Raw genomic sequence first — 23396 nt, 5'->3', positions numbered from 1 at the left:
TAACTCACCTTACATAAACTTGTAATCAAGCAGTAAGGTAAAGGAACGGCCACGTGGATCGGCAATACGCGGTTCCCATGCTGCACCGGCTGCAAAGTCGTTTTGGTGTGCAGTAAAAGGTGGATCGCGATCAAAGATGTTTTTAATGCCAAAGGTAAAGCTGACATTGTCGAAGCCGCTATAGCTCAAACTATAGTTATAGGTGGTATAGCTGCTGACTTCTGGGTTCCAATCATCTGGAATGTAGCTGCCATTACGCACGCTAACCGGTAATTCATCCTTGTAACCATCGCGGAATAACTGGCTTAACGTATGGCTCCAATCGCCTTTCACATAGCTTAGGTTCAGCGTATGTTTCCACTTGATCGGCAGGTTGTAATAACGAACATATTCACCCACTAAGTTATCGCTGTAAGGCAGCGAATCTAAGCCTTTGGTTTTGAAGCTGTCGATATAGCTACCGTTCATATTTAAGCGCCAATTACCGTCGGCAAACTCGCCGCTTAAATTAGCGTCAATTTCGATACCACGGGTTAGGGTGCCGCCTGAGTTGATATAACGACGGTCGATGGCGATCACTTGACCGCTACTATCACGGATCCAGTTAGCTTGGAATTGCGCGTAGTTTGCAATCAGCACATCACGAGGCGCGGAGCGGATCGTGTCGGTACGTTCAATTTCCCACCAGTCGACACTGAAGTTAAAATTGTCATAAGGCGCGGCCACAAAACCGATGCTCTTCTGCTCTGATTCTTCAGGTTGCAGATCTTCTTTACCACCGAAAATCTCTACCGGGCGAATAGAAGCACAACCGGCCACTGTTTCACTGGCGATACCGCTAGCACAGGTGGCAGGATCGGCTAAATCAAGACCAGTGTATTGCGATTCAGTGACGCCGTTAAACAGCTGGTTAAAAGTGGGGACTTTAAAGCCCGTGCTATAAGCACCGCGCACTAAGAAGCCCTCTACTGGCCGCCAAGTAAAGCTCACTTTCGGGTTAGTTGTACTACCAAAACCGTCATATTTGTCATAACGACCCGATAAGCTGACATCTAAACTATCGAAAATCGGTAGATAGAATTCAGCAAAGACCGCCTGAATATCCCGGCTGACTTTATCTAACACGTTGGCATTATCGAATGGCGCGTTAAAAATTGGCCGCATCTCGGCGCGTTCATCACCATTAAATTTAAACTCTTCACGGCGTAAATCGACACCGAACGCCGCTTGTAATTCACCGCCAGGTAAGTCAAAACCAAAACCGCCACTGATGGTGGCATCTAATTGCGTCATTAATGACTCGCCGCCATACAATTTAACACCGGTGGCGGAGGCGGCCTCTAATGCTGCGATACCCGCGGCAGACTGGCTTTGACCAGGTAATAAGAAGGGGTTAATTAAACCGCTGCCTAATACTTGTTGCAGTTCAGCGGTGTAATGGTATCCACCGCCAAGGACAGATTCTGACTCACTTGATGCGCGTGATAAACCTGCGGTGTAGTCCCACTCAATACCAGGAATAATACCTTCAAATGCCGCCATCAAACGATAAGAATTAGTTTCAGTATCAATTTCACGACCACCACAGGCCATACAACGCCAGCGATAAGCTATGGGTTGGCCATAATTTAGCTGTGATGCGCCAAAGTAATTGGCTAAAGCATTGTAAATGGTGTTGTAAGACGCACCGGTGCTAGGATACCAAGTGGCAGGACCAAAGGTGGTGCCGGGGGAAATTTGGTTCGGTTCAAAGGCCTTACTGACATCGACTTTGGAAGCAACCAATTCTAAATAAGCACTGTGATTCTCGTTCAGTTTAAACGAGGCACGGCTGATAAAGTCTGTACTTTCTTGTGGCTGTTGAATACGTGCTGCCGCAGGATAGTCCCAAGCACAGGCATAACGTGAAGATTCCGAGCTCCATAACTTTTGATCGTAAGGGCCCATCATATCGCCGCCACTTTCACAGCCCGCCGCACCCGGTAAATCTAAAATGTTTACCGCAATGACTGATTGGCCATCACGTGGATCGACTAAACCGGTGCCAATTAAGTTGGGCTGGGTAGCACCACGGTTAAACACGGTAGCAAAAGGGGTACCGCGTGTATCCGGTGATAAGCCGCGATTAGGTTGGAAGGTGTTAGAAAAATCGCGATCTGAGCCTTCTAACGTGGCATTTCGTTTAAAAGACAGGGTACCAAACAGGTTCCAACCATCTTTATTAATATCACCTGCACCTAATAATAGGTTGGTGCGGTAAATGTTACCACCACCGGCTTCCGTCACATCCATGAAGGCAGAAGCTTCACCACCGGTGTAATCTTTCTTGGTAATAAAGTTAATGACACCGCCAATTGCATCAGTACCGTACATGGCAGAAGCGCCATCCCGAAGCACTTCAACGCGCTCTAAGGCAGCAAAGGGGATTGAGTTTAAATCCACTGCGCGGCCTTTTAAGCCGTGTGTGGCAACGCGGCGCCCGTTTAACAATACTAGGGTGGCATCTGCGCCTTGACCCCGTAAGTTAGCTCCTGAAACACCGTTATTACCGCGTTGTTCTTCAGAAACAATACCGCCGTTACTGGCGAGGTTATCTGAGGAGTTACCGGCAATGTTCAGTTGCATCAGTAATTGTTCAGCAGAGGTGATGCCTTGAGCATCAATGTCTGCCTTACTGAATACCGTGAGAGGTAATGAACCTTCAATATTGGTTCTTTTGATATTCGAGCCGGTAACTCTGATGCGTTCAACTTTTGCATCATCGGCTTCCGGGGTTACAGTATCTTGCGCCATGACGACCGTCGAGCTAAAGCCGGCAAGGGCAATAGACTGAATAAGCCTGTTCAACTTCATTGCAATCTCTCCTGGATGTTACACCCTTTATAGTTTTTTATAACGTTGCGCTGCTTAAGCCTTGCGGCGCTGTGCAGGGATGTTTGATTTCTGCACAAATTTAACATAGCAATCTTTTGTTGGTTTTGAAAATAATTTATGCTAAAAATTAATAATATTTGGAATATTTCATTCCTTGATGACCGAGAGTCGAGCAAATGCGTGGTTTTTTAGCTTTAAGATATGCTTTCGCGGGCGGCTTGTTGCTGCTGATGAGTGGCTTAAGCAGTGCTGCGACAGAACATTTCACGTCAGATATTCCCCTATTAAAAGTCGAGCATTTGTCGCCAGAATATTGGTTAGCTAAGCAGCCGAATGCCGCTGAATTGTTACTTACCCCCAGTCAAATTGTGCAGCGAAATGCCCAAACCTTTGCTCAGCAAGCTGAAATGACTCCGATAGCGGAGATTCCGCTGCAGTTTAGTCGGGCCGAGCTGCTCAAGGTGATCGAACAGGTAAGTGCAATACCGCCGTCACCGCGTTTTTTTGCCGATGGCAAACCGCTGCAAGAAAGCGATTGGGCGCCCATCCAGCAACAAGTGAATCGTGTCGGTGTTGCGGAAAACACCCGCACACAATTTGCCTTGGTAACGAAACGCAGTGCTTTGTTAGCCATGCCAACCACGCTGCGGGTTTTTAACGACAGCATGTCGTTAGATTTAAATCGCTTACAAGAAACCGCCTTGTTTGTTGGTGAGCCGGTGGCGGTGTTACATCAAAGCGCCGACGGTCACTGGTCTTTAGTGCAAAACTATCACTATAGCGGTTGGGTGGCGACAGAGGCGCTGGCGCTGGCGCCTCGACAACAGGTGCTTGCTTATGCCGAGCAAGCGCCTTTTTTAGTGGTCACCGGCGCGCGTGCTTTTAGTAATTATGTACCAAATCAACCGCAGATCTCGGAATTACAGCTGGATATGGGCACCCGCTTGCCGCTATTATCCGCCGCTGCAGTGGGGCATAACCTCTATGGTCAAAATCCGCATGCCAGCTATATTGTGCAGTTACCCACACGTAACGCCGTAGGGCAGTTACAGTTAGTGCCGGCGTTGCTGGCGCGCAATCAAGATGTGCATATTGGATACTTGCCTTACAGCACCGAGCATATTGTGCGGCAAGCTTTTAAATACTTAGGTCAGCGCTATGGTTGGGGTTACGACTATAACGGCGTCGACTGTACCGGTTTTTTGGTGGATATTTTCCGCAGTTTTGGCTTGCTGATGCCGCGTAACTCAGGTCAGCAAGGCTATGGCGAATTTGGTCAAAATGTGCGTTTTACTGAACAAAGCAGTCATAACACTAAGCTACAGGCGATTAAGCGGGCGCAAATAGGCGATTTTATTTATCGTCCTGGTCATGTCATGTTGTACTTAGGTGAAAGTGCGGGCGAACCCTTTGTGATCCATGCGGTATTTGATCTGGCTTATGTTAATGCCGCTGGCGAATTTTATCGTGGCACCTTAAACAGTGTATCCGTCACGCCCTTGGCACCGCTATATCTCAATGCTGAGCAGAGCTATCTGGATCGTATTTATGCTATTAAATCGTTGCGTTAACTGAGGTTATTATGAAAATTACCGATATCCGTTTGGGTATGCTGAAGGTGCCATTAAAGACACCTTTTAAAACCGCGTTGCGCACGGTGAATGAAATTGAAGATGTGATTGTCATTATTGAGACTGATACGGGGCATCGTGGTTATGGTGAAGCTCCGGCCACGGCCGTGATCACGGGTGATATTCATGATTCGATAATCGGGGCGATCCGCACGGTGATGAAGCCCAAATTGATTGGGCAAGACATCAGTGATTTAAACCATCTGATCCGCATTATTCAAAACTGTATTATGAAAAACTACAGTGCGAAGGCGGCAGTGGAAATGGCCGTGTATGACTTATTTGCCCAGCAATATAAAACGCCGTTATACAAGTTACTGGGTGGCGGCGTACCTAAACTGACGACGGACATTACCATCAGTGTCGATTACATCGATAAAATGGTGGCCGATTCCTTAGATGCTGTTGCCCGAGGTTTTGAAACGCTGAAAGTGAAAGTCGGCAAAGATATAGGGGTCGATATCGAGCGGGTAAAAGCGATTTATAACGCTGTGGCAGGTAAGGCGTTGATCCGCTTAGATGCTAACCAAGGCTGGACCGCGAAAGAAGCGGTGTATGCCCTGCATAAGTTAGAAGATGCCGGTGTGCGGCTAGAGCTAATTGAACAGCCGGTGAAATACTATGATCTGGAAGGCCTAAAGTATATTACCGAGCGCGTACATACGCCGGTAATGGCCGATGAAAGCGGTTTTGGGCCACGCGAAGTGATTGAACTGATCAAAATGCGTGCAGCCGATATTATCAATATTAAGCTGATGAAAACGGGCGGTATTTCTAATGCCATCAAGATCGCTGATATCTGCTCGTTTTATGATATGCAATGTATGATTGGCTGTATGCTGGAATCGAGCATTAGCGTTGCAGCAGCGGTGCATGTGGCCGTAGCGAAAGCCGATGTGATTACCAAGATTGACTTAGATGGGCCGTCACTGTGTGCCTTTAACCCGGTCACCAGCAGTGTTACCTTTAATGAAGCGGATATTATTATTGGTGATGCCCCAGGCTTGGGCATCACGGATATTCAGGGTCTACAGATGCTGAGCAGTTAATGCTTTTCCAGTAAACCCATGACTTGGTTATGGTCCGCTAGCTGTTGTCGGTTAGCGGGCTGCTGACACAGCATTAAATACAATAAATGACAGAGGTGCTGCTGCGCTTGTTGTGTAATCAACTGTTGCAGCTGCTCGTCGGTTTCACTGCCCAGCGTGAATAATTGCAAATCCGCCCCGGCGCTTTGCGCACTGGTTTGATAACGCGTTAACGAGATAATCTTAAGTTTGCGCTGTCTGGCAAACACTTCCAACCGCAAAATATCCGCATTTTGGCCACTGTCTGAAATCAACAGTAGCACGCTATTAGGCGTGAGGGTGCGTGCCAGTTGTAAACTTAATGCCGGATCGCTGTGATACAAGCCCAGTTTGCCCAGTTCAAGTAAGCGGCATTGCATATCGGCGGCGACAACGGCGGAGTGGCCGCAACCCGCTAATAAAATGCAATCGGCTTTATCTAATAACCGAGCGGCTTGTTTTAAGGTTTTTTCGCTATTAATACTCAGCAGATTACGAAAGCTTTGTGTCAGCCCTAACTGCAATTGTTCGGCGAGCTGCGCTACGCTACCGAGTGCTGTATTTACGTCTTGTTGTTCACGTTGTAGGGTTGATGCGGTCACGACGGCTTCGGTGATGGCCAGTTTTAAATCGGGATAGCCTTTGTAGCCTAATTTTTGACAAAATTTCACCACGCTCGACTGGCTAATGCCAACGGCGTCTGCCAATTGTTGTGATGAATAATCACGCATTAAATGCGAATTATCTAAAATAAAGTCAGCGAGTTTCCGCTCGCTAACGGACAACTGGTCCAACATTCCTTGAATTTTCAACAGACTTAGCATGGTTATTGCCCTTAAACACCGGCAAAGACGCTGCCAGGGGTGATAGCTAATGTTAATTTATATTGAATAAATTATTCCACAATAGCAAGCACGCTGCTTCACTCTGCGCAAAAGGAATTTCCTACCAAAATCATCCACTTCGCTAGAGCGCTTATTTTAGCTCGATCTTATTCGATCTTTGCCGGTGTTTTTACCTTGACAGCAGCGGAAGCGGCACCCTAAACTGTCTCGTTGTGGGGATATGTGGGTAATTGTGGATCATTTTGGTAAATTTGTGGTGATAGTGGTAGCTGACACCCCTTTTTGTCGTCTCTGATACTTTACTCGAGCAACGCAAACTCTTAAGGCGGGCAAACTAAGATGTTTCGTGGATCATTTACACTGACATTAGACGAAAAGGGCCGGTTAGCGCTTCCAGCGCGTTACCGTGAACGCCTTATGTCTGAATTTCAGGGCCAAATGATTTGCACCATCGATTTGCACGATCCCTGTTTGTTGCTATTTCCGCTAGCTGAGTGGGAAGAAATAGAAGAAAAACTGAAATCTCTCTCAAGCTTAAATCCTCAGGAACGCCGTTTACAGCGGTTATTACTGGGTAATGCCACCGACTGTGATATGGATAAAAGCAGCCGTATTTTGTTGCCAGCTTCATTGCGGCAACACGCTGGATTAACGAAAAACATCCGTTTGGTGGGCCAATTAAATAAATTTGAAATCTGGGATGAAGCAGCCTGGCAAGAGCGGCTTGCAGCGGATATTGAGCTGGAGCAAGCAGAAGCCGGTACTGTGGAGTTATCAGAACGATTACAGGATTTTGTACTGTAAATGACCACAAGTCCACATATCTCGGTACTGTTAGCGGAAACGTTAGCAGGCCTGGCAATCAAGGCTGATGGCATCTATTTAGATGGCACTTTCGGCCGTGGCGGTCACAGTAGAGAAATAATACAAGCGTTAGGGCCTAATGGCCGCTTATTCGCTATTGATCGCGATCCTTCCGCCATTGCCGCTGCAGCCCCACTGCTCGCCGATGCGCGTTTTCACATCACCCATAGCCCCTTCGCCGCCCTGGCAAACATCGCCGAACAACAAAACATTTTCGGCAAAATCGATGGCATTTTACTTGACCTTGGCGTGTCTTCCCCACAATTAGACGAAGCTGAACGTGGTTTTAGTTTTATGCGCGATGGTCCGCTGGATATGCGGATGGACCCTACAAATGGCTTATCTGCAGCTCAGTGGTTAGCCCATGCCGATGTCGAAGACATTACTTTTGTGCTGCGGGAATACGGTGAAGAGAAATCGGCTTGGCGTATTGCTAATGCCATCGTTGCCCACCGTGCTGAGCAACCCCTAACACGCACCAGTGAGCTGGCTAATTTAATTAGCAATGTGCTGCCGAAAAGCCCAAAAGAGAAAAAACACCCTGCGACCCGCAGTTTTCAAGCCATTCGTATTTACGTTAACAGTGAATTGGAGCAGGTGAATTTAGCGTTACAGGGCGCAATGGCAGCGCTAAAGCCTGGTGGCCGGCTTTGTGTGATCAGCTTTCATTCGTTAGAAGATCGTCTAGTAAAACAATTTATGCGTCGCCATTCCAAACCTGAACCGGTGCCGCGTGGCTTACCGTTAACGGATGCTCAGTTATATAAGGCGATCCCGCTGCGCTTAATAGGTAAAGCGATTATGCCTTCTGCCGCCGAGCTGGCTGCAAATCCGCGCTCACGAAGTGCGGTGTTGCGTATCGCAGAGAGGCAGGCGCTATGAAACAAGTCCAGCTGATCAAAATCATTGCCCAGGAACTGCAACAACGTAAGTTAGTTATCGCGTTGTTGTTGGCGTGTTTGCTGTCTGCCTTGGCCGTCGTGCAAATGTCGCATTTAAACCGGCAATTAACGATCCAGCAGGACTTAAATTATCAACAGCGTGATCAGCTCGATACCGAATGGCGCAATTTGCTGTTAGAGCAACGTGCGTTAGCCGAACACAGTCGTGTAGAAGAGATTGCGCGGCGACAACTGAATATGCAGCGCCCCACGGGCGATCGTGATATTACGGTGAAATTACAATGAAACGCCCGGTAAGCAAGGCCCAAGCAAAAACCAGAACGCAGCCCGCCGTACTCGGCTGGCGTTTTGCTTTTGTGCTGGTCAGTATTAGCGCGGTGTTTGTAGCCTTGGTTGCGCGGGCCGCTTGGTTACAAGTGCTTGAGCCGGATATGCTGGTTACTCAGGGTGACTTGCGCAGTTTACGCGTGGAATCTGACAAAGTGATGCGCGGCATGATCCTCGATCGGCATGGCGAAGCATTGGCTGTTAGTGTACCGGTAGAAGCCATTTGGGCAGATCCTAAAGAAGTACTGGAGCGCAACGCGCCGGGGGATGAGCGGCGTTGGCATGCGCTAGCAGAAATTCTGCAACTGAGCCCGCAGCAACTTCTTAGCCGCATCGGTGATAACCCGCAGCGGCGTTTTGTTTATTTACAGCGCCAAGTTAATCCAGCAGTGGTCGATTATGTGCGCAAGCTGCGCGTGCCCGGTATTCATTTCCGCCAAGAATCGCGTCGTTATTATCCTGCTGGCGAAGTTGCCGCGCAGTTAATCGGTTTTACCAATGTCGATGACGTTGGCGTAGAAGGTGTTGAAAAACGTTTTAATGATTTACTCACTGGTACAGCGGGTCGCAAGGTCTATCGTAAAGACGCCAAAGGCCGTGAAATCGAAGTATTAGAGCGCGAGCAAGCGACCGAGTCGGCCACCGTGGTGCTGAGCATCGATCAACGTATTCAAGCGGTAGCTTATCGTGAATTGAAAAAAGCGGTGTTATCCAATGGTGCTGCGTCTGGTTCGGCAGTGGTGATCGACGTGCAAACCGGCGAAATTTTAGCCATGGTGAATAGCCCCTCGTTTAACCCGAATAACCGCCGTAATACGCCCATCCATCGCTTTCGTAATCGGGCCATTACCGACACCTTTGAACCGGGTTCTACTATGAAGCCGTTAGCGGTCTTAAGCGCTTTAGAGTTTGGCTCGGCCAATTTAGATACGGTAGTGGATGTTAGCCCTGGTTTTATGCGCATTGGTGGCAGTTGGGTGCGCGATCCCTCTAATTACAATCGCTTAGATCTCACCGGTATTATTCAAAAATCGAGCAACATGGGGGTAGCGCGCTTAGTGTTAGAAGTGCCGCATCAACATGTGATTGGTTTGTATCACAATATGGGGTTAGGCCAAGATTCGGGCGCTTCCATTATTGGTGAAAGCACCGGTATTTTTAGTTTCCGCCAGCGTTGGTCTGACTTTGAACGCGCTACCTTTTCTTACGGTTATGGTTTATCGGTTACCGCTGTGCAACTGGCACGCGCTTACGCCACCATGGCCAATGGCGGTATTAATCGGCCACTAAGTATCATTAAACAAACGGAACCAGAGTTGGGCGAGCGGGTATTAAAAGAAGAGTTTGCGCTGGCTATGCTGGAAATGATGGAAGCGAATATTGGTCCTGGTGGCACGGCAACACGTGCACAGGTGCCCGGTTATCGCGTAGGCGGCAAAACAGGTACGGCTCGTAAAGCCGTCGCCGGCGGCTACGGTGATGATTATATCGCTTCTTTTGCCGGTGTCGGCCCAATCAGCCAACCGCGATTAGCCTGTGTGGTGGTGATTAACGAACCTGCCGGTGATTTTTACCATGGTGGCGAGATTGCTGCCCCGGTGTTTGCCAATATTATGGGAGCAGCGATGCAGCTGCTTAATTTGCCACCAGATGGACAGAGCCGCCCAAGGATCACCGCGGTTCGTGGAGGTCAAAATGCCGGTTAATAGTCAACGTTGGTTAGCGAATTACCTCAGTGAAGTGCCGTCTTTAGAGTTGCAGCACTTACGCATTGATAGCCGCGACGTGATGCCTGGCGATGTGTTTATTGCTTTACCCGGCACAACCACAGATGGCAGTTTATTTATTGATAAAGCCTTGGCTCAAGGCGCCGCCTTAGTACTGACGGAAAACACCCATTCGAGCGATAGTCGGGTGTTGGCCATACCACGGCTGAATACGGTGTTACCGAAATTGGCGGCTGACTTTTATGGCCAGCCACAACAGCAACTGACATTAATTGGCGTTACCGGCACTAATGGCAAATCGTCTGTAAGTAGCTTTATTGCTCAGCTTGCTGGCGAGCTTGGTGTTAAGAGCGCGGTGATTGGCACCCTAGGTTATGGCAACTGGCAACAGCTTACGCCCTTAAAAAACACCACGCCGCACTTTGTCGATATTCAGCGCATCCTGGCGGAAATGGTCAGTAAAGGTGTGCGTTTAGTGGCCATGGAAGTGTCCTCGCATGCGTTAGTTCAAAAGCGCGTGGCCGGTTTGCATTTTGCGGCGGCAGTGTTTACCAATTTAAGTCGTGATCATTTAGATTACCACGGCAGTATGCCCGCTTATGCTGCGGCAAAAGCGCTATTGTTCAAACCTGAGCAAAGTATGCTGGCCATTGTGAATTTATCGGATGAAACCGGTCGTCATTACGCCGAGCAAATGCAGATCCCCGTGCATGCTTATGGTGCCAGTATTGATTGTAAATCGGATGTGCAGGCACTGAGCTACCAACGTTTGAGCCCAAAAGCCCACGGGACTTATTGTCAGTTGAAGTATGCCGCTAAAAACTACGAGTTAAATTTGCCGTTGCTGGGTGAATTTAATGTGCAAAACGCGCTGGCCGCCGTGAAGTGTTTACACGCCTTGGGCCATTCCCTGTCTGACTTGATTGCGGTAGCGGCTTTATTGCAACCGGTGGCTGGGCGCATGGAACAGTACAGCCTAAAAACCGGTGCGACAGTAGTGGTCGATTACGCTCACACACCTGATGCCTTGGATCAAACATTACGGGCCTTGCGTCAGCATTGTGATAATCATCTATGGGCGGTATTTGGCTGTGGTGGTGATCGTGACAAAGGTAAGCGGCCCATCATGGGGCAGCTGGCAGAACAATTAGCCGATCATATTATTCTCACGTCGGATAACCCACGTAGCGAAGATCCCTTACAGATTTTGCAAGATATTGCGGCGGGTATGCATCCGCAAAGCAACTACACCATCGAGCCCGATCGACGCTCCGCCATCAAGTTAGCCATTGCCGAAGCGCAACAGGGCGACATTATTTTGGTGGCGGGTAAAGGCCATGAAACAGAACAAATCATGGGTAACCAAGTACTGCATTACGATGAAAGAGCCTATGTTCAACAATTGGTGGCGGAGATGGCATCATGATCACGCTTAAATTATCAGAGATAGCCCAAATGCTGGGCACCACCTGGCAGGGTGCTGATGTGCAAATCGATGCAGTGAGCACGGATAGTCGAACATTAAGCGGTGCCGCGTTATTTATTGCTTTAAAAGGGGCGAACTTTGATGCCAATCACTTTTTAACTGATGTCGTCAGTAAAGGTGCGGTGGCGTTAATTTGTAGTGAAGTACCACCGGTGGATGTGCCTTATATTTTAGTCCCCGACGGGCGTATAGCCTTAGGCCAGTTTGCTGCGGCATTAAAAGCACGCTTAGCTCCTAAAACCATCGCCGTGACGGGCAGTGCCGGTAAAACCACGGTAAAAGAAATGCTAGCGGCTATTTTAAGTGAGCAAGCCGAGGTGTTAGCAACCTCGGGTAATTTCAATAATGACATCGGTGTGCCACTCACCTTATTACGTTTAACGGCAGCACATCGCTACGCGGTGATGGAGCTGGGCGCCAATCATCATGGCGAAATTGCGTATACCACGGCTTTGGTGAAACCCGATGTGGCGCTCATTACTAATGCTGCCGCATCACATTTAGAAGGCTTTGGCGATATTGCCGGTGTTGCTCGCGCTAAAGCAGAAATTTATCAGGGTATTCCCGCATCAGGCACGGCGGTCATCTCTTTAGACAGTGATTACAGTGATTTCTGGCTCACCCAGGTGGCACATTTACCCTGCCTGACCTTTAGCGTAGATAAGCCACAAGCCGATTTTTATGCTTCAGCAGTGCAATTAGACAGCCTTGGCTGTGCGCATTTTACGTTGCACACGCCAACAGAGCAGCTGCCAATAAGTTTAACGGTGCCAGGGCGTCATAATGTGGCTAACGCGCTTGCCGCCGCGGCAGCTGCTATTGCCATTGGTATCAGTGCGCAGCAGGTACAGCAAGGTTTAGCAAAAATGCGTGCTGTGAAAGGGCGCACTAATCTGATCCAGGTTAGCTCAACGCTAAAAATTATCGATGACACCTACAACGCCAATGTCGAGTCGGTAAAAGCCGCCATTGACTTATTGGCCAGTTACAGTGGCTTTCGGGGGTTGATCCTCGGAGACATGGGTGAGCTTGGCACCAATGCGCGTTTATACCACGAAGAAATCGGTGAATATGCCAAAGCGGCTGGGATTAATCTGTTGTTCACTGTCGGTGTGTTATCACAGAGCGCCAGTGATGTGTTCAAACAGCAAGGAGCACATTTCAGCCAACGGCAAACGCTAATTACGCAATTGCTGCCCATTATTGCAGCCGAAACGGCAGTGACACTGCTGGTTAAAGGTTCGCGCAGTGCGAAGATGGAATTAGTAGTACAAGACTTGCTAGAACGTTGTCAGCAGGAGATCCCAGCATGTTAGTCTGGTTAGCAGAATATCTAACACAATATTACACCGGCTTTAATGTCTTTAGTTATCTGACATTTCGCGCCATTTTAGGCGTGTTAACCTCGTTATTATTAAGCCTTTATTTAGGGCCTAAGCTGATTGCGGCGCTGCAGCGCATGCAAATTGGGCAAGTGGTTCGCAATGATGGCCCAGAGAGTCATTTTTCGAAAAAAGGCACGCCTACAATGGGCGGCATTTTGATCCTCGGTTCAGTGTTAATCTCTACGCTGCTGTGGGCTAATTTAGCCAACAAATACGTTTGGGTGGTGATATTTGTACTCGTTAGCTTTGGGGCTATCGGCTTTATCGATGATTACCGTAAGGTGATCCGAAAAGATCCCCGTGGTTTAATCGCGCGCTGGAAATACCTATGGCAATCCGTATTCGCCCTTATTACCGCCATTTTCTTGTATAGCACCGCAGAGCGGCCAGCTGAAACGGCACTGCTCGTGCCCTTTATTAAAGATGTGATGCCGCAACTGGGTTTATTATTTATTGCCCTCAGTTACTTCGTCATTGTCGGCACCAGTAATGCCGTTAACCTAACTGACGGCTTAGATGGTTTGGCGATAGTGCCGACCATTATGGTGGCGGGGGCTTTTGCTATCATTGCTTATGCCAGCGGTAACGTTAATTTTGCCAGTTATTTAAATATTCCTTATTTACCCTATGCCGGTGAGTTAGTGGTGTTTTGTGCCGCGCTAATTGGTGCAGGTTTAGGTTTCTTATGGTTTAACACCTATCCGGCTTTGGTGTTCATGGGCGATGTCGGCTCGTTGGCATTAGGTGCGGTGCTAGGTGTGATCGCCATTTTGGTGCGCCAAGAGATCGTGCTGTTTATCATGGGCGGAATTTTCGTCATGGAAACCCTGTCGGTGATCCTGCAGGTTGGCTCTTACAAACTGCGTAAACAACGCATTTTCCGTATGGCACCTATTCATCATCATTACGAATTAAAGGGCTGGCCAGAGCCGCGCGTTATTGTGCGTTTCTGGATCTTATCCATCATTTTTGTGCTGGTTGGCCTCGCCACCCTGAAACTGAGATAACAGCATGCAAAGTATCCTAACAGCAAAACGAATTGCAGTAGTGGGGCTCGGTCTTTCTGGCCTGGCGACCGTACGCTTTTTGCTTGCGCAAGGGATCAAGCCGGTATTGATGGATACCCGCAAACAACCCGCTGGCCTAGAGCAGATTCCGGTTGAGAAAGTCGATGGTATCTACTTAGGTGAGTTAGACGCCAATAGACTGGCGCAGATGGAACTGATTATCGTCAGCCCGGGTTTGTCGGTGAAGCATCCGGCCTTGCGTTTTGCTCGGTTACAAGGCGCTAAGATTATTGGTGATGTTGAGCTGTTTGCGCATTTCAACCGCAAACCGGTCTTGGCGATCACCGGTTCTAATGGCAAGTCGACCGTGACCATGTTGGCTACGGCCATGTTGCAGCAAAGCGGTATCAAAGCAGTTGCGGCCGGCAATATCGGTTTACCGGTATTAGAAGCGATCAACCACAGTGATGCTGAAGTGTTTGTGTTGGAGCTATCCAGCTTTCAATTAGAAACCACCGATAGCTTAAAGGTCGTCGCCAGTGTGAATTTAAACATCAGCGCTGACCATCTGGATCGGTATAACACCATTGCCGAGTACGCGGCAGCCAAACAGCGTATTCATCGGCATAGCCAATTAGCCATTTACAATGCGGATGACCGCATGACGCAACCCGCTCAGTCGCACGCTAGCTTGGCACTGAGTTTAAAACCCAACGCCAGTGGTTACGGCATTGTGCAGCATCAGCAAGCGCCTTGGTTGTTAGTAGAGGGTGAGCCGTTATTGCCCGTCGCTGAGATGAGCCTGTTTGGCGAGCATAACCAGTTTAATGCGCTAGCGGCTGCGGCTTTAGCCTTAGCGGCGGGGGCTTCTCGTGCAGCCTTAGCGGCCACTTTACGTACTTTTAGCGGTTTAGCGCATCGTTGTGAGTTGGTGACCGAGCTTAATGGCGTGCGCTGGGTGAATGATTCAAAAGCGACCAATATTGGCGCGACTTTAGCCGCCTTAGCGGGTTTACGCCCTGGCATTCAAGGCAAGCTGATTTTGATTGCTGGCGGCGACGCCAAAGGCGCTGATGTGCAAGAGTTACAAACCGTATTGCAGCAAGATGTGCAGCATTTGATTACCTTAGGCCAAGATGGCCCAGCGATTGCCGCGTTAAAAGCCGACAGCGTACAAGTCAAAACATTACAGCAAGCGGTCAGCGCCGCAGCGGCGTTAGCTAAAGCAGGCGATATGGTGTTGTTATCACCGGCTTGTGCCAGCTTAGATATGTTTAAAAGCTATGCCGATCGCGGCGAGCAGTTTGCCAAAGCAGTAAAGGAGCTGAAATGATTAAAGCAGCTTTACTGGGTGGTCGTTTTAATCCGTTACCTCGCTTTGATGCTTGGTGGCAGAGTAAAGATCAGGGTAATTACGACAGTATGTTTTTAACCGTACTGTTGTTAATCCTGACACTGGGTTTAGTGATGGTAACCAGTGCCTCTATTCCGGTGGCTGAACGTTTATTTGACAATCCGCTGCATTTCACGCTGCGCCATTTAGTGTATATGTTCATTGGTTTAGGCGCGACCTTGGTCGTGATGCGTTTACCTATCAGCTTTTGGCATAACTACAATATGCAGCTGTTATTTGCCGCCTTAGCGTTACTGGTGGCCGTGCTATTGTTTGGTAAAAACGTCAACGGTTCAACCCGTTGGTTAGCGTTAGGCCCCATCAACATTCAGGCGGCTGAACCGGCTAAATTGTATTTCTTTGTGTATTTAGCCAGTTATTTGGTGCGGCGGCATGAAGAAGTACGTGAAAACTTAATGGGCTTTCTTAAGCCATTAATCATGCTATTTATTTTTGCAGTGTTGCTGTTAATGCAGCCTGACTTAGGCACCGTGATCGTGATGTTCGCCACTGCGGTGGTGTTGCTGTTTTTAGCCGGTGCTCGGCTGTGGCAGTTTATTGCGTTAATTCTCACTGGGATTGCCGCAGTGGGTGTACTGATTTTTTACAGCGAATACCGCTGGCGTCGGGTCACGGCCTTCCTTGATCCTTGGGCTGATCCCTTTGGCAGTGGTTATCAGTTAACCCAGTCGTTAATGGCTTTTGGTCGCGGTGGTTGGTTTGGCCAAGGTTTGGGTAACAGTATTCAAAAATTAGAATATCTGCCCGAGGCGCACACCGACTTTATTATTGCCGTTATTGGCGAAGAAACCGGTTTTCTAGGGGTGGCGGCGTTATTAAGTTTGTTGTTCTTACTCGTTTTTCGTGCGCTGATGATGGGTAATCGTGCCTTACAAAAAGGCATGAGTTTCCACGGTTTCTTAGCCTATGCCTTAGCCATTTGGATTGGTTTTCAAACCGCCGTAAACGCCGGTATGGCCAGCGGTATGTTACCGACCAAGGGTATGACCTTACCTTTTGTCAGTTACGGCGGCAGTAGCTTAATTATCATGTTAATGGCCGCGGCTTTATTGCTGCGCATTGACTTTGAAGTACGGATGCAAGGCAAGCAGGCCGTTAGCGGGGGTAAGCATGACTAAACCGCTAGCGTTGATTATGGCCGGTGGCACCGGTGGCCACATTTTTCCAGCACAGGCAGTAGCAAAAGCATTGCATGCTGAAGGCTGGGAGATTGCTTGGCTTGGCACTGCAGATCGGATGGAAGCGCGTTTAGTACCGAGTTTTGGCTGGGCATTTCATGCCATCCAAGTGGCGGGTTTACGTGGTAAAGGCTGGCGCAGCATTGTGCATGCGCCGCTGATGGTGTGGCGGGCGATCCGACAGGCGCGGCAAGTGGTTAAGCAGGTAAAACCGAGCTTAGTGATTGGCTTTGGTGGTTATGCCAGTGGCCCCGGTGGCGTGGCTGCCTGGTTAGCCGGTGTGCCTTTATTGATCCATGAACAAAATGCCGTTGCCGGTAGCACCAATAAATTGCTAGCGCGTTTAGCCAAGCAGGTGTTAGTGGCTTTTCCGGCAGCGTTTGCCAATTCAGCTAAACAACAGGTGGTGGGCAATCCGGTGCGGGCTGAACTGATTGCTTGTCGCCAACCGCGTACCAGTGAGCAGCCGCTCAACATTTTAGTGGTCGGCGGCAGTTTAGGCGCGAAAGCCTTAAACGAGCAGTTACCCGAGCAATTTAGCACGCTGGCCGCACAAGGTGAGATCGCGATTTGGCATCAAACGGGCGAAGCGATGCTGGCGCAAGTGCAAGCCGCTTACCAGCCATTACAAGCAAAGGGTGTGTCGGTGCAGGTCAGTGCCTTTATCGACAGTATGTTAGCGGCTTATCGTTGGGCTGATGTGGTGATTTGTCGTGCCGGTGCCTTGACCGTCAGCGAAGTGGCCGCCGTTGGTGTCGCCGCAATCTTTGTACCGCTGCCCAGCGCGATTGATGATCACCAAACCGCCAATGCCCGCAGTTTAACCGGTGCTGACGCGGGCTGGTTATTACCGCAGTCGGAACTCATCAAAACAGGCATAGTGCCATTATTGGCGCCGTGTTTAACAGATAAAAGTGTGCTGCAGCAGTTTGCGCAAAATGCCAGGCAGCAGGCACGAGACAATGCGACTGCCGCAGTAGTAGCAGTATGTCGGCAAGTAACAGGACAAGCAGTATGATTACCACGCCACAACAGAAAAAACTGGCGATGCGCCGGGTTGAACGCATTCACTTTGTTGGCATTGGTGGTGCCGGCATGGGCGGTATTGCCGAAGTATTAGTCAATGAAGGCTATAAGGTTTCCGGCTCGGATATCGCACCGAACACCGTTACCGACAGATTGCGCAGCCTTGGTGCAGAATTATTCTTTAGCCACAGTGCTGAAAATATTCAAGGTGCCAGTGTCGTAGTCGTTTCTAGCGCCATTAAAAACGACAATGCTGAAGTGCAAGCCGCACGCGAGTTGCGCATTCCTGTGGTACGCCGTGCCGAAATGCTTGGTGAATTAATGCGTTTTCGCCATGGTATTGCTATTGCAGGTACGCATGGCAAAACCACGACGACCAGCTTACTCGCCTCAATTTTTGCTGAAGCCGGTGCCGATCCCACTTTCGTGATTGGCGGCTTGTTAAATTCTGCCGGTTCCAATGCGCGCTTAGGGGCGGGCCGTTATTTAATTGCCGAAGCCGATGAAAGCGATGCTTCGTTTTTACATTTGCAACCGATGGCAACGGTGATCACCAATATTGAAGCGGATCATATGGACACCTATCAAGGTGACTTTGAAAAGCTAAAAGCCACCTATTTAGAGTTTTTACATAACCTGCCGTTTTATGGCATGGCGGTGATTTGTTTAGATGACCCCGTATTACGTGATTTGATCCCGCGTATTGGCCGCACGGTGCTGACCTATGGTTTTAGTGAAGATGCCGATTTTCAAATCAGCGATTTTCAGCAGTCTGGCACACGCACGCAGTTCAGTATTCGTGATGCTCAAGGTCAAACCCGGCAAGTGATCCTAAATTTGCCAGGCAAGCACAATGCGTTAAATGCCACCGCCGCTTTTGCCTTAGCGCAAGACGAAGGCATAGCGGAACCGGCAATTTTAGCAGCATTAAGTAAATTTGAAGGCATTGGTCGGCGTTTTCAACAGTATGGTGAATTTGACACCGGTCGTGGCAAAGCCATCTTGCTCGATGATTACGGTCATCACCCAACAGAAGTTGCCGCTACCGTTGCGGCGGTGCGCAATGCTTGGCCAGAACGACGTTTGGTGATGTGTTATCAGCCACATCGTTATACCCGTACCCGTGATCTGTATGATGATTTTGCTCGAGTACTGTCTGAAGTGGACACCTTATTATTATTGGAAGTGTACGCTGCAGGCGAGGCGCCAATTGCCGGGGCCGATAGCCGTAGTTTAGCGCGTTCTATTCGAGCGCGTGGCCAGTTAGAACCCATCTATGTGGCGCAGCCAAGCGATTTAGCCGCGTGTTTAGCCGATGTGCTGCAAGACGGGGATGTGGTGTTAACGCAGGGCGCGGGCAATATCGGCACCTTAGTAAAACAACTGAGTGCTTTGGGATTAAATATCGAACAATTAAAAGCGACTAAGGGAGCTGCGTTATGAGCCAAAACGCAAAAGTAGCGGTGATGTTTGGCGGTTCTTCAGCTGAGCGTGAAGTGTCGTTACGTTCTGGCAAAGCGGTGTTAGCGTCATTATTAGACGCTGGCGTTAATGCCTTTGCATTTGACCCACAACAAGAAGATTTAAGCAGCCTAGACGCTGATAAAGTGTTTATTGTGTTACACGGGCGCGGCGGCGAAGACGGCGTAATGCAAGGCGCTTTAGAGCAGCGCGGCCTGCCTTATACCGGTAGCGGTGTGCTGGGTTCTGCCTTAGCGATGGATAAAATTCGCTGTAAATGGTTGTTTCAAGCCCAAGGATTACCAACGGCGGCTTTTGCTGTAGCCAGGCCAGGCACAGAAGATTACGCCGCCATGCTAGCGCAACTCGGTGGCAAAGTGATGGTTAAGCCTGCCAATGAAGGCTCAAGCATTGGCATGAGCGTGGCAGTCACGGCTGAAGAGTTAGCGCAAGCTATTGCAACAGCCCATCAATATGACGAAGAAGTCTTAGTCGAGCGCTGGATTGAAGGGCGTGAATTTACTATCGCCATCTTAAATGGTGCGGTATTGCCGATTGTTGAGATGCGCACACCACGCTCCTTTTATGATTACGAAGCGAAGTATCAGGCCAATAGCACCGAATATTTATGCCCTGCGCCATTAACGGCAGAGCTGACACAAGCAATGCAAAAAACCGCTTTAGCGGCTTTTCAAGCCGTGGGCGCTTCAGGTTGGGGCCGGGTTGATTTAATGCTGGACCAGCAAGGTCAATTTTATTTATTAGAAGTGAATACTGTACCGGGCATGACAGAAAAGTCGTTAGTGCCCATGGCAGCGAAAGCCGCCGGTTACAGTTTTCAACAGTTAGTGCTGGCGATTTTAACGCAAGCTGAGTCGGCGCGCCGCTAGTATGACGAACACTGCGACCGTGCCAGCTACACCTAGCCGAGCCGCTTTTATCGCGGGGCTGGTGTTTTTTGGCTGCTCGTTAGTGTTTTTAGGTTATTTAACGGTGAAGTTAGTGCAATGGGTACAAGATCAACAAAGTGTACCGATTTCACAAGTGAAGTTGTATGGCAATTTTCAGCATTTGGATGCCAAAGCGTTACAGCAACGCATTCAACAGGAATATGTCGGTAACTTTTTTAGAGTGAACGTGGATCAGGTGCAGCAGTTCCTGCAACAACAACACTGGGTTTATCAGGTCGCCGTGCGCAAACAATGGCCTGATACCTTGGTGGTGGTGGTGACAGAGCAGCAACCGGTCGCGGTGTGGAATTCAGAGCAGCTGATCAACAACAAAGGGGTGGTGTTTGATGCCCCACTCGAACAGCTGACCACTTCGCTACCCCTATTGCATGGGCCAGCAGGCTCAGCGCAGGATGCCCTGAACATGTTTACTAATATGCAGCAATTGCTGCAGTTACATGAGTTTAGTGTGCGGCAAATTTGGTTAACCGAGCGTTTTGCTTGGCGCCTAGAATTAGCCGATGGCTTACAGCTGCAACTGGGCAGGGAAGAATCATTAAAGCGGCTTCAGCGGTTTGTTGAGTTGTATCCCACCATGCAGCAACACAAGATAAACGCCGCCATGGTGGAAGTAGATTTACGTTATGACACGGGTATTGCCGTGCGCTATGGTGCAACAGAGACAAAGAGAAAAACATGACAAAGTCATTAGAGCGGGATTTGATTGTAGGCTTGGATATCGGTACTGCCCAGATTAAGGCGGTTGTGGGCGAAATTACCGCAGACAATCAGCTGAGCATCGTGGGTGTTGGCACCCATGTATCGCGTGGCATGGATAAAGGCGGCGTCAACGACTTGAACTTGGTGGTGCAGGCAGTACAGCGCGCGATCAATGAAGCCGAGTTAATGGCGGATTGCCAAGTATCGTCAGTGTATTTAGGTATTACCGGTAAGCATATTCGTTGCCAAAACGAAAGTGGCATGGTGCCGATTAACGATACCGAAGTGACCAACGAGGACGTGGCCAATGTGATCCATGCAGCGAAATCGGTACCCATTTCCGCCGAGCGTCGCATGTTGCATGTCTTACCTCAAGAGTTCTCGGTCGACATGCAAGAGGGCATTAAAAGCCCAGTAGGTATGTCAGGCGTTCGGATGGAAGCGCGGGCACACATTATTACTTGTGCGAACGATATGGCGAAGAATATTGAGAAGTGTGTCGAGCGTTGTGGCTTACATGTTGATCAGCTTATTTTCTCGTCGCTGGCATCAAGTTATGCCGTGTTAACCGACGACGAAAAAGAGTTAGGGGTCTGCGTGGTCGATATCGGCGGTGGCACTATCGATATTTCGATCTTCACTAATGGCGCCTTACGCCACACGGCAGTCATCCCGGTAGCGGGCAATCAGGTAACCAGTGATATCGCGAAAATTTTCCGTACACCAATTAGTCATGCGGAAGAGATCAAAGTGCAGTATGCTTGCGCGCTGCGCAGCATGGTGGGTAAAGAAGAAAGCATCGAAGTACCCAGTGTCGGGGGGCGAGCCGCGCGGTCTATGTCGCGTCATACCCTAGCGGAAGTGGTTGAACCGCGTTACCAAGAATTATTTGAACTGGTGCAAGAAGAAATTCGCTCCAGTGGTTTAGAAGAGCAAATTGCTGCCGGTTTAGTGTTAACTGGGGGTACCGCCAAGATGGAAGGCGCGGTCGAATTTGCCGAAGATATTTTCCAAATGCCGGTGCGGGTCGGTTATCCGATGCACATTACCGGTTTAAAAGAATATGTTAATGACCCGGCCTACGCCAGCGTCATTGGCTTGTTACTCTATGGCAAGGACGTGCGCAGCCAGAACAAGGCAGCCAGTCAAAGCCGTGATTCAGTCAGCAGCTTTTTTAAAAAAATTAGCAGCTGGTTCAATGGTCAGTTTTAAGTAAGCGTAAAAAACGGAGAGAGAGCTATGTTTGAGTTAATGGAAAACCACAACCAAGAAGCGGTCATTAAAGTTATTGGTGTTGGTGGTGGCGGTGGTAACGCCGTGGAATATATGGTTGCTAGCAATATTGAAGGCGTAGAGTTTGTGGCGGCGAATACCGATGCCCAAGCACTACGTAATTCTTCTGCCAATGTCACCTTACAACTGGGTGCCAGCGTAACCAAAGGTTTGGGTGCGGGTGCGAATCCAGAAATTGGTCGTCGTTCGGCAGAAGAAGATCGTGAAACCATCAAGAAAACCCTACAAGGCGCGGATATGATCTTTATCGCAGCCGGTATGGGCGGTGGTACGGGTACAGGTGCTGCACCCATCGTTGCGGAAGTGGCGCGTGAGTTAGGTATTCTGACGGTTGCGGTTGTGACGAAACCTTTCCCCTTCGAAGGTAAAAAGCGTACTGCTTATGCTGATGAAGGTATTTTAGAGTTAAGCAAACATGTTGACTCGTTAATTACTATTCCTAACGATAAATTATTAAAAGTATTAGGTAAAGGCACTAGCTTACTGGATGCTTTTAAAGCTGCTAATAACGTGTTACTCGGTGCCGTGCAGGGCATTGCTGAACTTATTACGCGTCCAGGTTTGATCAACGTTGACTTCGCCGACGTACGTACTGTGATGTCGGAAATGGGCACTGCCATGATGGGTACTGGCCGCGCCAGTGGTCCTGACCGTGCTGAAGAAGCCGCTGAACAAGCGATTTCTAGCCCACTGTTAGAAGATATCGATTTATCGGGTGCGAAAGGTATTTTAGTGAACATTACCGCCGGTTTAGATATCAGCATTGAAGAGTTTGAAATTGTCGGTAATGCCGTCAAAGCTTTCGCTTCAGAAAATGCGACCGTGGTAGTGGGTGCTGTTATTGACCCAGAAATGCATGACGAATTACGCGTTACTGTGGTGGCAACCGGTATCGGTGCGGATCGTCGCCCAGATATCAGCTTAGTACCAACGCATCGCGCTGAACCTGTTACTACAAGTTATGTCCAACACGGTAATGCTGTGCGTCAACCGGCTCCTGCGGTTGCGGCACAACGTGAAGAGTTGCCACAAACTAAGCCACAGGCTGAAGCAAAAGGCGGCATCGATATTTTCGATATCCCAGCGTTTTTAAGAAAACAGGCTGATTAATCGCTGTCGCTTTCGACAGCGTAAAGTAGACATAGTCAAGCAGATGAGATTCATCCGCTGTTAAGCTAATAATTGGCATACTATTAGTGATGTGCTATGCTGCGCGCCCGTTTATGATTGCTTACTAAT

General features: G+C 49.1%; 19 protein-coding genes. 17 read left to right on the top strand and 2 right to left on the bottom strand.

What is annotated here, in order from left to right; all coding sequences use genetic code 11:
- Positions 1–9: 9 nt before the first annotated feature.
- Positions 10–2853: a TonB-dependent receptor gene (locus L1N97_RS04165; protein ID WP_236128906.1), complete on the bottom strand. Its 2844-nt coding sequence runs from the start codon at positions 2851–2853 to the stop codon at positions 10–12.
- A gap of 197 nt (positions 2854–3050) precedes the next feature.
- Between L1N97_RS04165 and L1N97_RS04160 the strand changes: the two genes are divergently transcribed.
- Together L1N97_RS04160 and L1N97_RS04155 are read left to right on the top strand one after the other, a co-directional pair.
- Positions 3051–4445 (top strand): SH3 domain-containing protein, encoded by a 1395-nt coding sequence (locus L1N97_RS04160; protein WP_236128905.1) that lies wholly within the window; start codon positions 3051–3053, stop codon positions 4443–4445.
- A gap of 11 nt (positions 4446–4456) precedes the next feature.
- Complete coding sequence (locus L1N97_RS04155) at positions 4457–5554, top strand: dipeptide epimerase (protein WP_229584778.1); 1098 nt, start codon at positions 4457–4459, stop codon at positions 5552–5554.
- Here L1N97_RS04155 and L1N97_RS04150 read toward each other — a convergent pair.
- A complete protein-coding gene (locus tag L1N97_RS04150) occupies positions 5551–6396 on the bottom strand; it encodes a MurR/RpiR family transcriptional regulator (protein ID WP_236128904.1) in 846 nt (281 codons plus the stop codon). The genes L1N97_RS04155 and L1N97_RS04150 overlap by 4 nt on opposite strands.
- Before the next feature lie 360 nt (positions 6397–6756).
- Between L1N97_RS04150 and mraZ the strand changes: the two genes are divergently transcribed.
- From mraZ to ftsZ, 15 genes are read left to right on the top strand one after another with little or no spacing between them, the layout of a single operon-like run.
- A complete protein-coding gene (mraZ, locus tag L1N97_RS04145; RefSeq protein WP_226752164.1) occupies positions 6757–7221 on the top strand; it encodes a division/cell wall cluster transcriptional repressor MraZ in 465 nt (154 codons plus the stop codon).
- A complete protein-coding gene (rsmH, locus tag L1N97_RS04140; RefSeq protein WP_229584780.1) occupies positions 7222–8163 on the top strand; it encodes a 16S rRNA (cytosine(1402)-N(4))-methyltransferase RsmH in 942 nt (313 codons plus the stop codon).
- Positions 8160–8468, top strand: coding sequence for a cell division protein FtsL (gene ftsL / locus L1N97_RS04135; protein WP_229584781.1), 309 nt, complete (start codon positions 8160–8162; stop codon positions 8466–8468). Before rsmH ends, ftsL begins: the two co-directional genes overlap by 4 nt.
- Positions 8465–10216: a penicillin-binding transpeptidase domain-containing protein gene (locus L1N97_RS04130; protein ID WP_236128903.1), complete on the top strand. Its 1752-nt coding sequence runs from the start codon at positions 8465–8467 to the stop codon at positions 10214–10216. The genes ftsL and L1N97_RS04130 overlap by 4 nt, the downstream gene beginning before the upstream one ends.
- Positions 10206–11663 (top strand): UDP-N-acetylmuramoyl-L-alanyl-D-glutamate--2,6-diaminopimelate ligase, encoded by a 1458-nt coding sequence (locus L1N97_RS04125; protein WP_229584783.1) that lies wholly within the window; start codon positions 10206–10208, stop codon positions 11661–11663. The genes L1N97_RS04130 and L1N97_RS04125 overlap by 11 nt, the downstream gene beginning before the upstream one ends.
- Positions 11660–13039, top strand: a complete 1380-nt coding sequence (locus L1N97_RS04120) for a UDP-N-acetylmuramoyl-tripeptide--D-alanyl-D-alanine ligase (protein ID WP_236128902.1) — start codon at positions 11660–11662, stop codon at positions 13037–13039. Before L1N97_RS04125 ends, L1N97_RS04120 begins: the two co-directional genes overlap by 4 nt.
- Positions 13033–14115, top strand: a complete 1083-nt coding sequence (mraY, locus tag L1N97_RS04115) for a phospho-N-acetylmuramoyl-pentapeptide-transferase (protein ID WP_229584785.1) — start codon at positions 13033–13035, stop codon at positions 14113–14115. Before L1N97_RS04120 ends, mraY begins: the two co-directional genes overlap by 7 nt.
- 4 nt (positions 14116–14119) lie before the next feature.
- Positions 14120–15448 carry a UDP-N-acetylmuramoyl-L-alanine--D-glutamate ligase gene (gene murD / locus L1N97_RS04110; RefSeq protein WP_236128901.1) on the top strand — a complete coding sequence of 443 codons (1329 nt, stop codon included), beginning with the start codon at positions 14120–14122 and terminating at the stop codon, positions 15446–15448.
- Entirely contained in the window at positions 15445–16647 is a 1203-nt protein-coding gene (gene ftsW / locus L1N97_RS04105; protein WP_236128900.1) for a cell division protein FtsW, read from the top strand. Before murD ends, ftsW begins: the two co-directional genes overlap by 4 nt.
- Positions 16640–17725 (top strand): undecaprenyldiphospho-muramoylpentapeptide beta-N-acetylglucosaminyltransferase, encoded by a 1086-nt coding sequence (gene murG / locus L1N97_RS04100; RefSeq protein ID WP_236128899.1) that lies wholly within the window; start codon positions 16640–16642, stop codon positions 17723–17725. The genes ftsW and murG overlap by 8 nt, the downstream gene beginning before the upstream one ends.
- Positions 17722–19176 carry a UDP-N-acetylmuramate--L-alanine ligase gene (gene murC, locus L1N97_RS04095; RefSeq protein WP_236128898.1) on the top strand — a complete coding sequence of 485 codons (1455 nt, stop codon included), beginning with the start codon at positions 17722–17724 and terminating at the stop codon, positions 19174–19176. Before murG ends, murC begins: the two co-directional genes overlap by 4 nt.
- On the top strand, positions 19173–20084 hold the full coding sequence (locus L1N97_RS04090; RefSeq protein WP_236128897.1) for a D-alanine--D-alanine ligase: 912 nt from the start codon (positions 19173–19175) through the stop codon (positions 20082–20084). The genes murC and L1N97_RS04090 overlap by 4 nt, the downstream gene beginning before the upstream one ends.
- 1 nt (position 20085) lies before the next feature.
- Positions 20086–20844 carry a cell division protein FtsQ/DivIB gene (locus tag L1N97_RS04085; RefSeq protein WP_236128896.1) on the top strand — a complete coding sequence of 253 codons (759 nt, stop codon included), beginning with the start codon at positions 20086–20088 and terminating at the stop codon, positions 20842–20844.
- The gene (ftsA, locus tag L1N97_RS04080) at positions 20841–22076 is read left to right on the top strand and encodes a cell division protein FtsA (RefSeq protein ID WP_229584792.1); all 1236 of its coding nucleotides are present in this window, start codon (positions 20841–20843) and stop codon (positions 22074–22076) included. The genes L1N97_RS04085 and ftsA overlap by 4 nt, the downstream gene beginning before the upstream one ends.
- A 27-nt stretch (positions 22077–22103) precedes the next feature.
- Positions 22104–23267 carry a cell division protein FtsZ gene (gene ftsZ, locus L1N97_RS04075; protein ID WP_226752151.1) on the top strand — a complete coding sequence of 388 codons (1164 nt, stop codon included), beginning with the start codon at positions 22104–22106 and terminating at the stop codon, positions 23265–23267.
- The last annotated feature ends 129 nt before the right edge of the window (positions 23268–23396 follow it).

It is taken from the genome of Rheinheimera sp. UJ63 (assembly GCF_021568285.1).
In the GTDB taxonomy this organism is placed as follows: domain Bacteria; phylum Pseudomonadota; class Gammaproteobacteria; order Enterobacterales; family Alteromonadaceae; genus Alishewanella; species Alishewanella maricola.
This window is presented reverse-complemented; position numbering and strand designations above follow the sequence as displayed.

What these genes read in the sequence shown, in the direction of transcription:
- L1N97_RS04165 (WP_236128906.1), bottom strand. Translation starts at nt 2,853, where the DNA reads ATGAAGTTGAACAGGCTTATTCAGTCTATTGCCCTTGCCGGCTTTAGC.
- L1N97_RS04160 (WP_236128905.1), top strand. Translation starts at nt 3,051, where the DNA reads ATGCGTGGTTTTTTAGCTTTAAGATATGCTTTCGCGGGCGGCTTGTTG.
- L1N97_RS04155 (WP_229584778.1), top strand. Translation starts at nt 4,457, where the DNA reads ATGAAAATTACCGATATCCGTTTGGGTATGCTGAAGGTGCCATTAAAG.
- L1N97_RS04150 (WP_236128904.1), bottom strand. Translation starts at nt 6,396, where the DNA reads ATGCTAAGTCTGTTGAAAATTCAAGGAATGTTGGACCAGTTGTCCGTT.
- mraZ (WP_226752164.1), top strand. Translation starts at nt 6,757, where the DNA reads ATGTTTCGTGGATCATTTACACTGACATTAGACGAAAAGGGCCGGTTA.
- rsmH (WP_229584780.1), top strand. Translation starts at nt 7,222, where the DNA reads ATGACCACAAGTCCACATATCTCGGTACTGTTAGCGGAAACGTTAGCA.
- ftsL (WP_229584781.1), top strand. Translation starts at nt 8,160, where the DNA reads ATGAAACAAGTCCAGCTGATCAAAATCATTGCCCAGGAACTGCAACAA.
- L1N97_RS04130 (WP_236128903.1), top strand. Translation starts at nt 8,465, where the DNA reads ATGAAACGCCCGGTAAGCAAGGCCCAAGCAAAAACCAGAACGCAGCCC.
- L1N97_RS04125 (WP_229584783.1), top strand. Translation starts at nt 10,206, where the DNA reads ATGCCGGTTAATAGTCAACGTTGGTTAGCGAATTACCTCAGTGAAGTG.
- L1N97_RS04120 (WP_236128902.1), top strand. Translation starts at nt 11,660, where the DNA reads ATGATCACGCTTAAATTATCAGAGATAGCCCAAATGCTGGGCACCACC.
- mraY (WP_229584785.1), top strand. Translation starts at nt 13,033, where the DNA reads ATGTTAGTCTGGTTAGCAGAATATCTAACACAATATTACACCGGCTTT.
- murD (WP_236128901.1), top strand. Translation starts at nt 14,120, where the DNA reads ATGCAAAGTATCCTAACAGCAAAACGAATTGCAGTAGTGGGGCTCGGT.
- ftsW (WP_236128900.1), top strand. Translation starts at nt 15,445, where the DNA reads ATGATTAAAGCAGCTTTACTGGGTGGTCGTTTTAATCCGTTACCTCGC.
- murG (WP_236128899.1), top strand. Translation starts at nt 16,640, where the DNA reads ATGACTAAACCGCTAGCGTTGATTATGGCCGGTGGCACCGGTGGCCAC.
- murC (WP_236128898.1), top strand. Translation starts at nt 17,722, where the DNA reads ATGATTACCACGCCACAACAGAAAAAACTGGCGATGCGCCGGGTTGAA.
- L1N97_RS04090 (WP_236128897.1), top strand. Translation starts at nt 19,173, where the DNA reads ATGAGCCAAAACGCAAAAGTAGCGGTGATGTTTGGCGGTTCTTCAGCT.
- L1N97_RS04085 (WP_236128896.1), top strand. Translation starts at nt 20,086, where the DNA reads ATGACGAACACTGCGACCGTGCCAGCTACACCTAGCCGAGCCGCTTTT.
- ftsA (WP_229584792.1), top strand. Translation starts at nt 20,841, where the DNA reads ATGACAAAGTCATTAGAGCGGGATTTGATTGTAGGCTTGGATATCGGT.
- ftsZ (WP_226752151.1), top strand. Translation starts at nt 22,104, where the DNA reads ATGTTTGAGTTAATGGAAAACCACAACCAAGAAGCGGTCATTAAAGTT.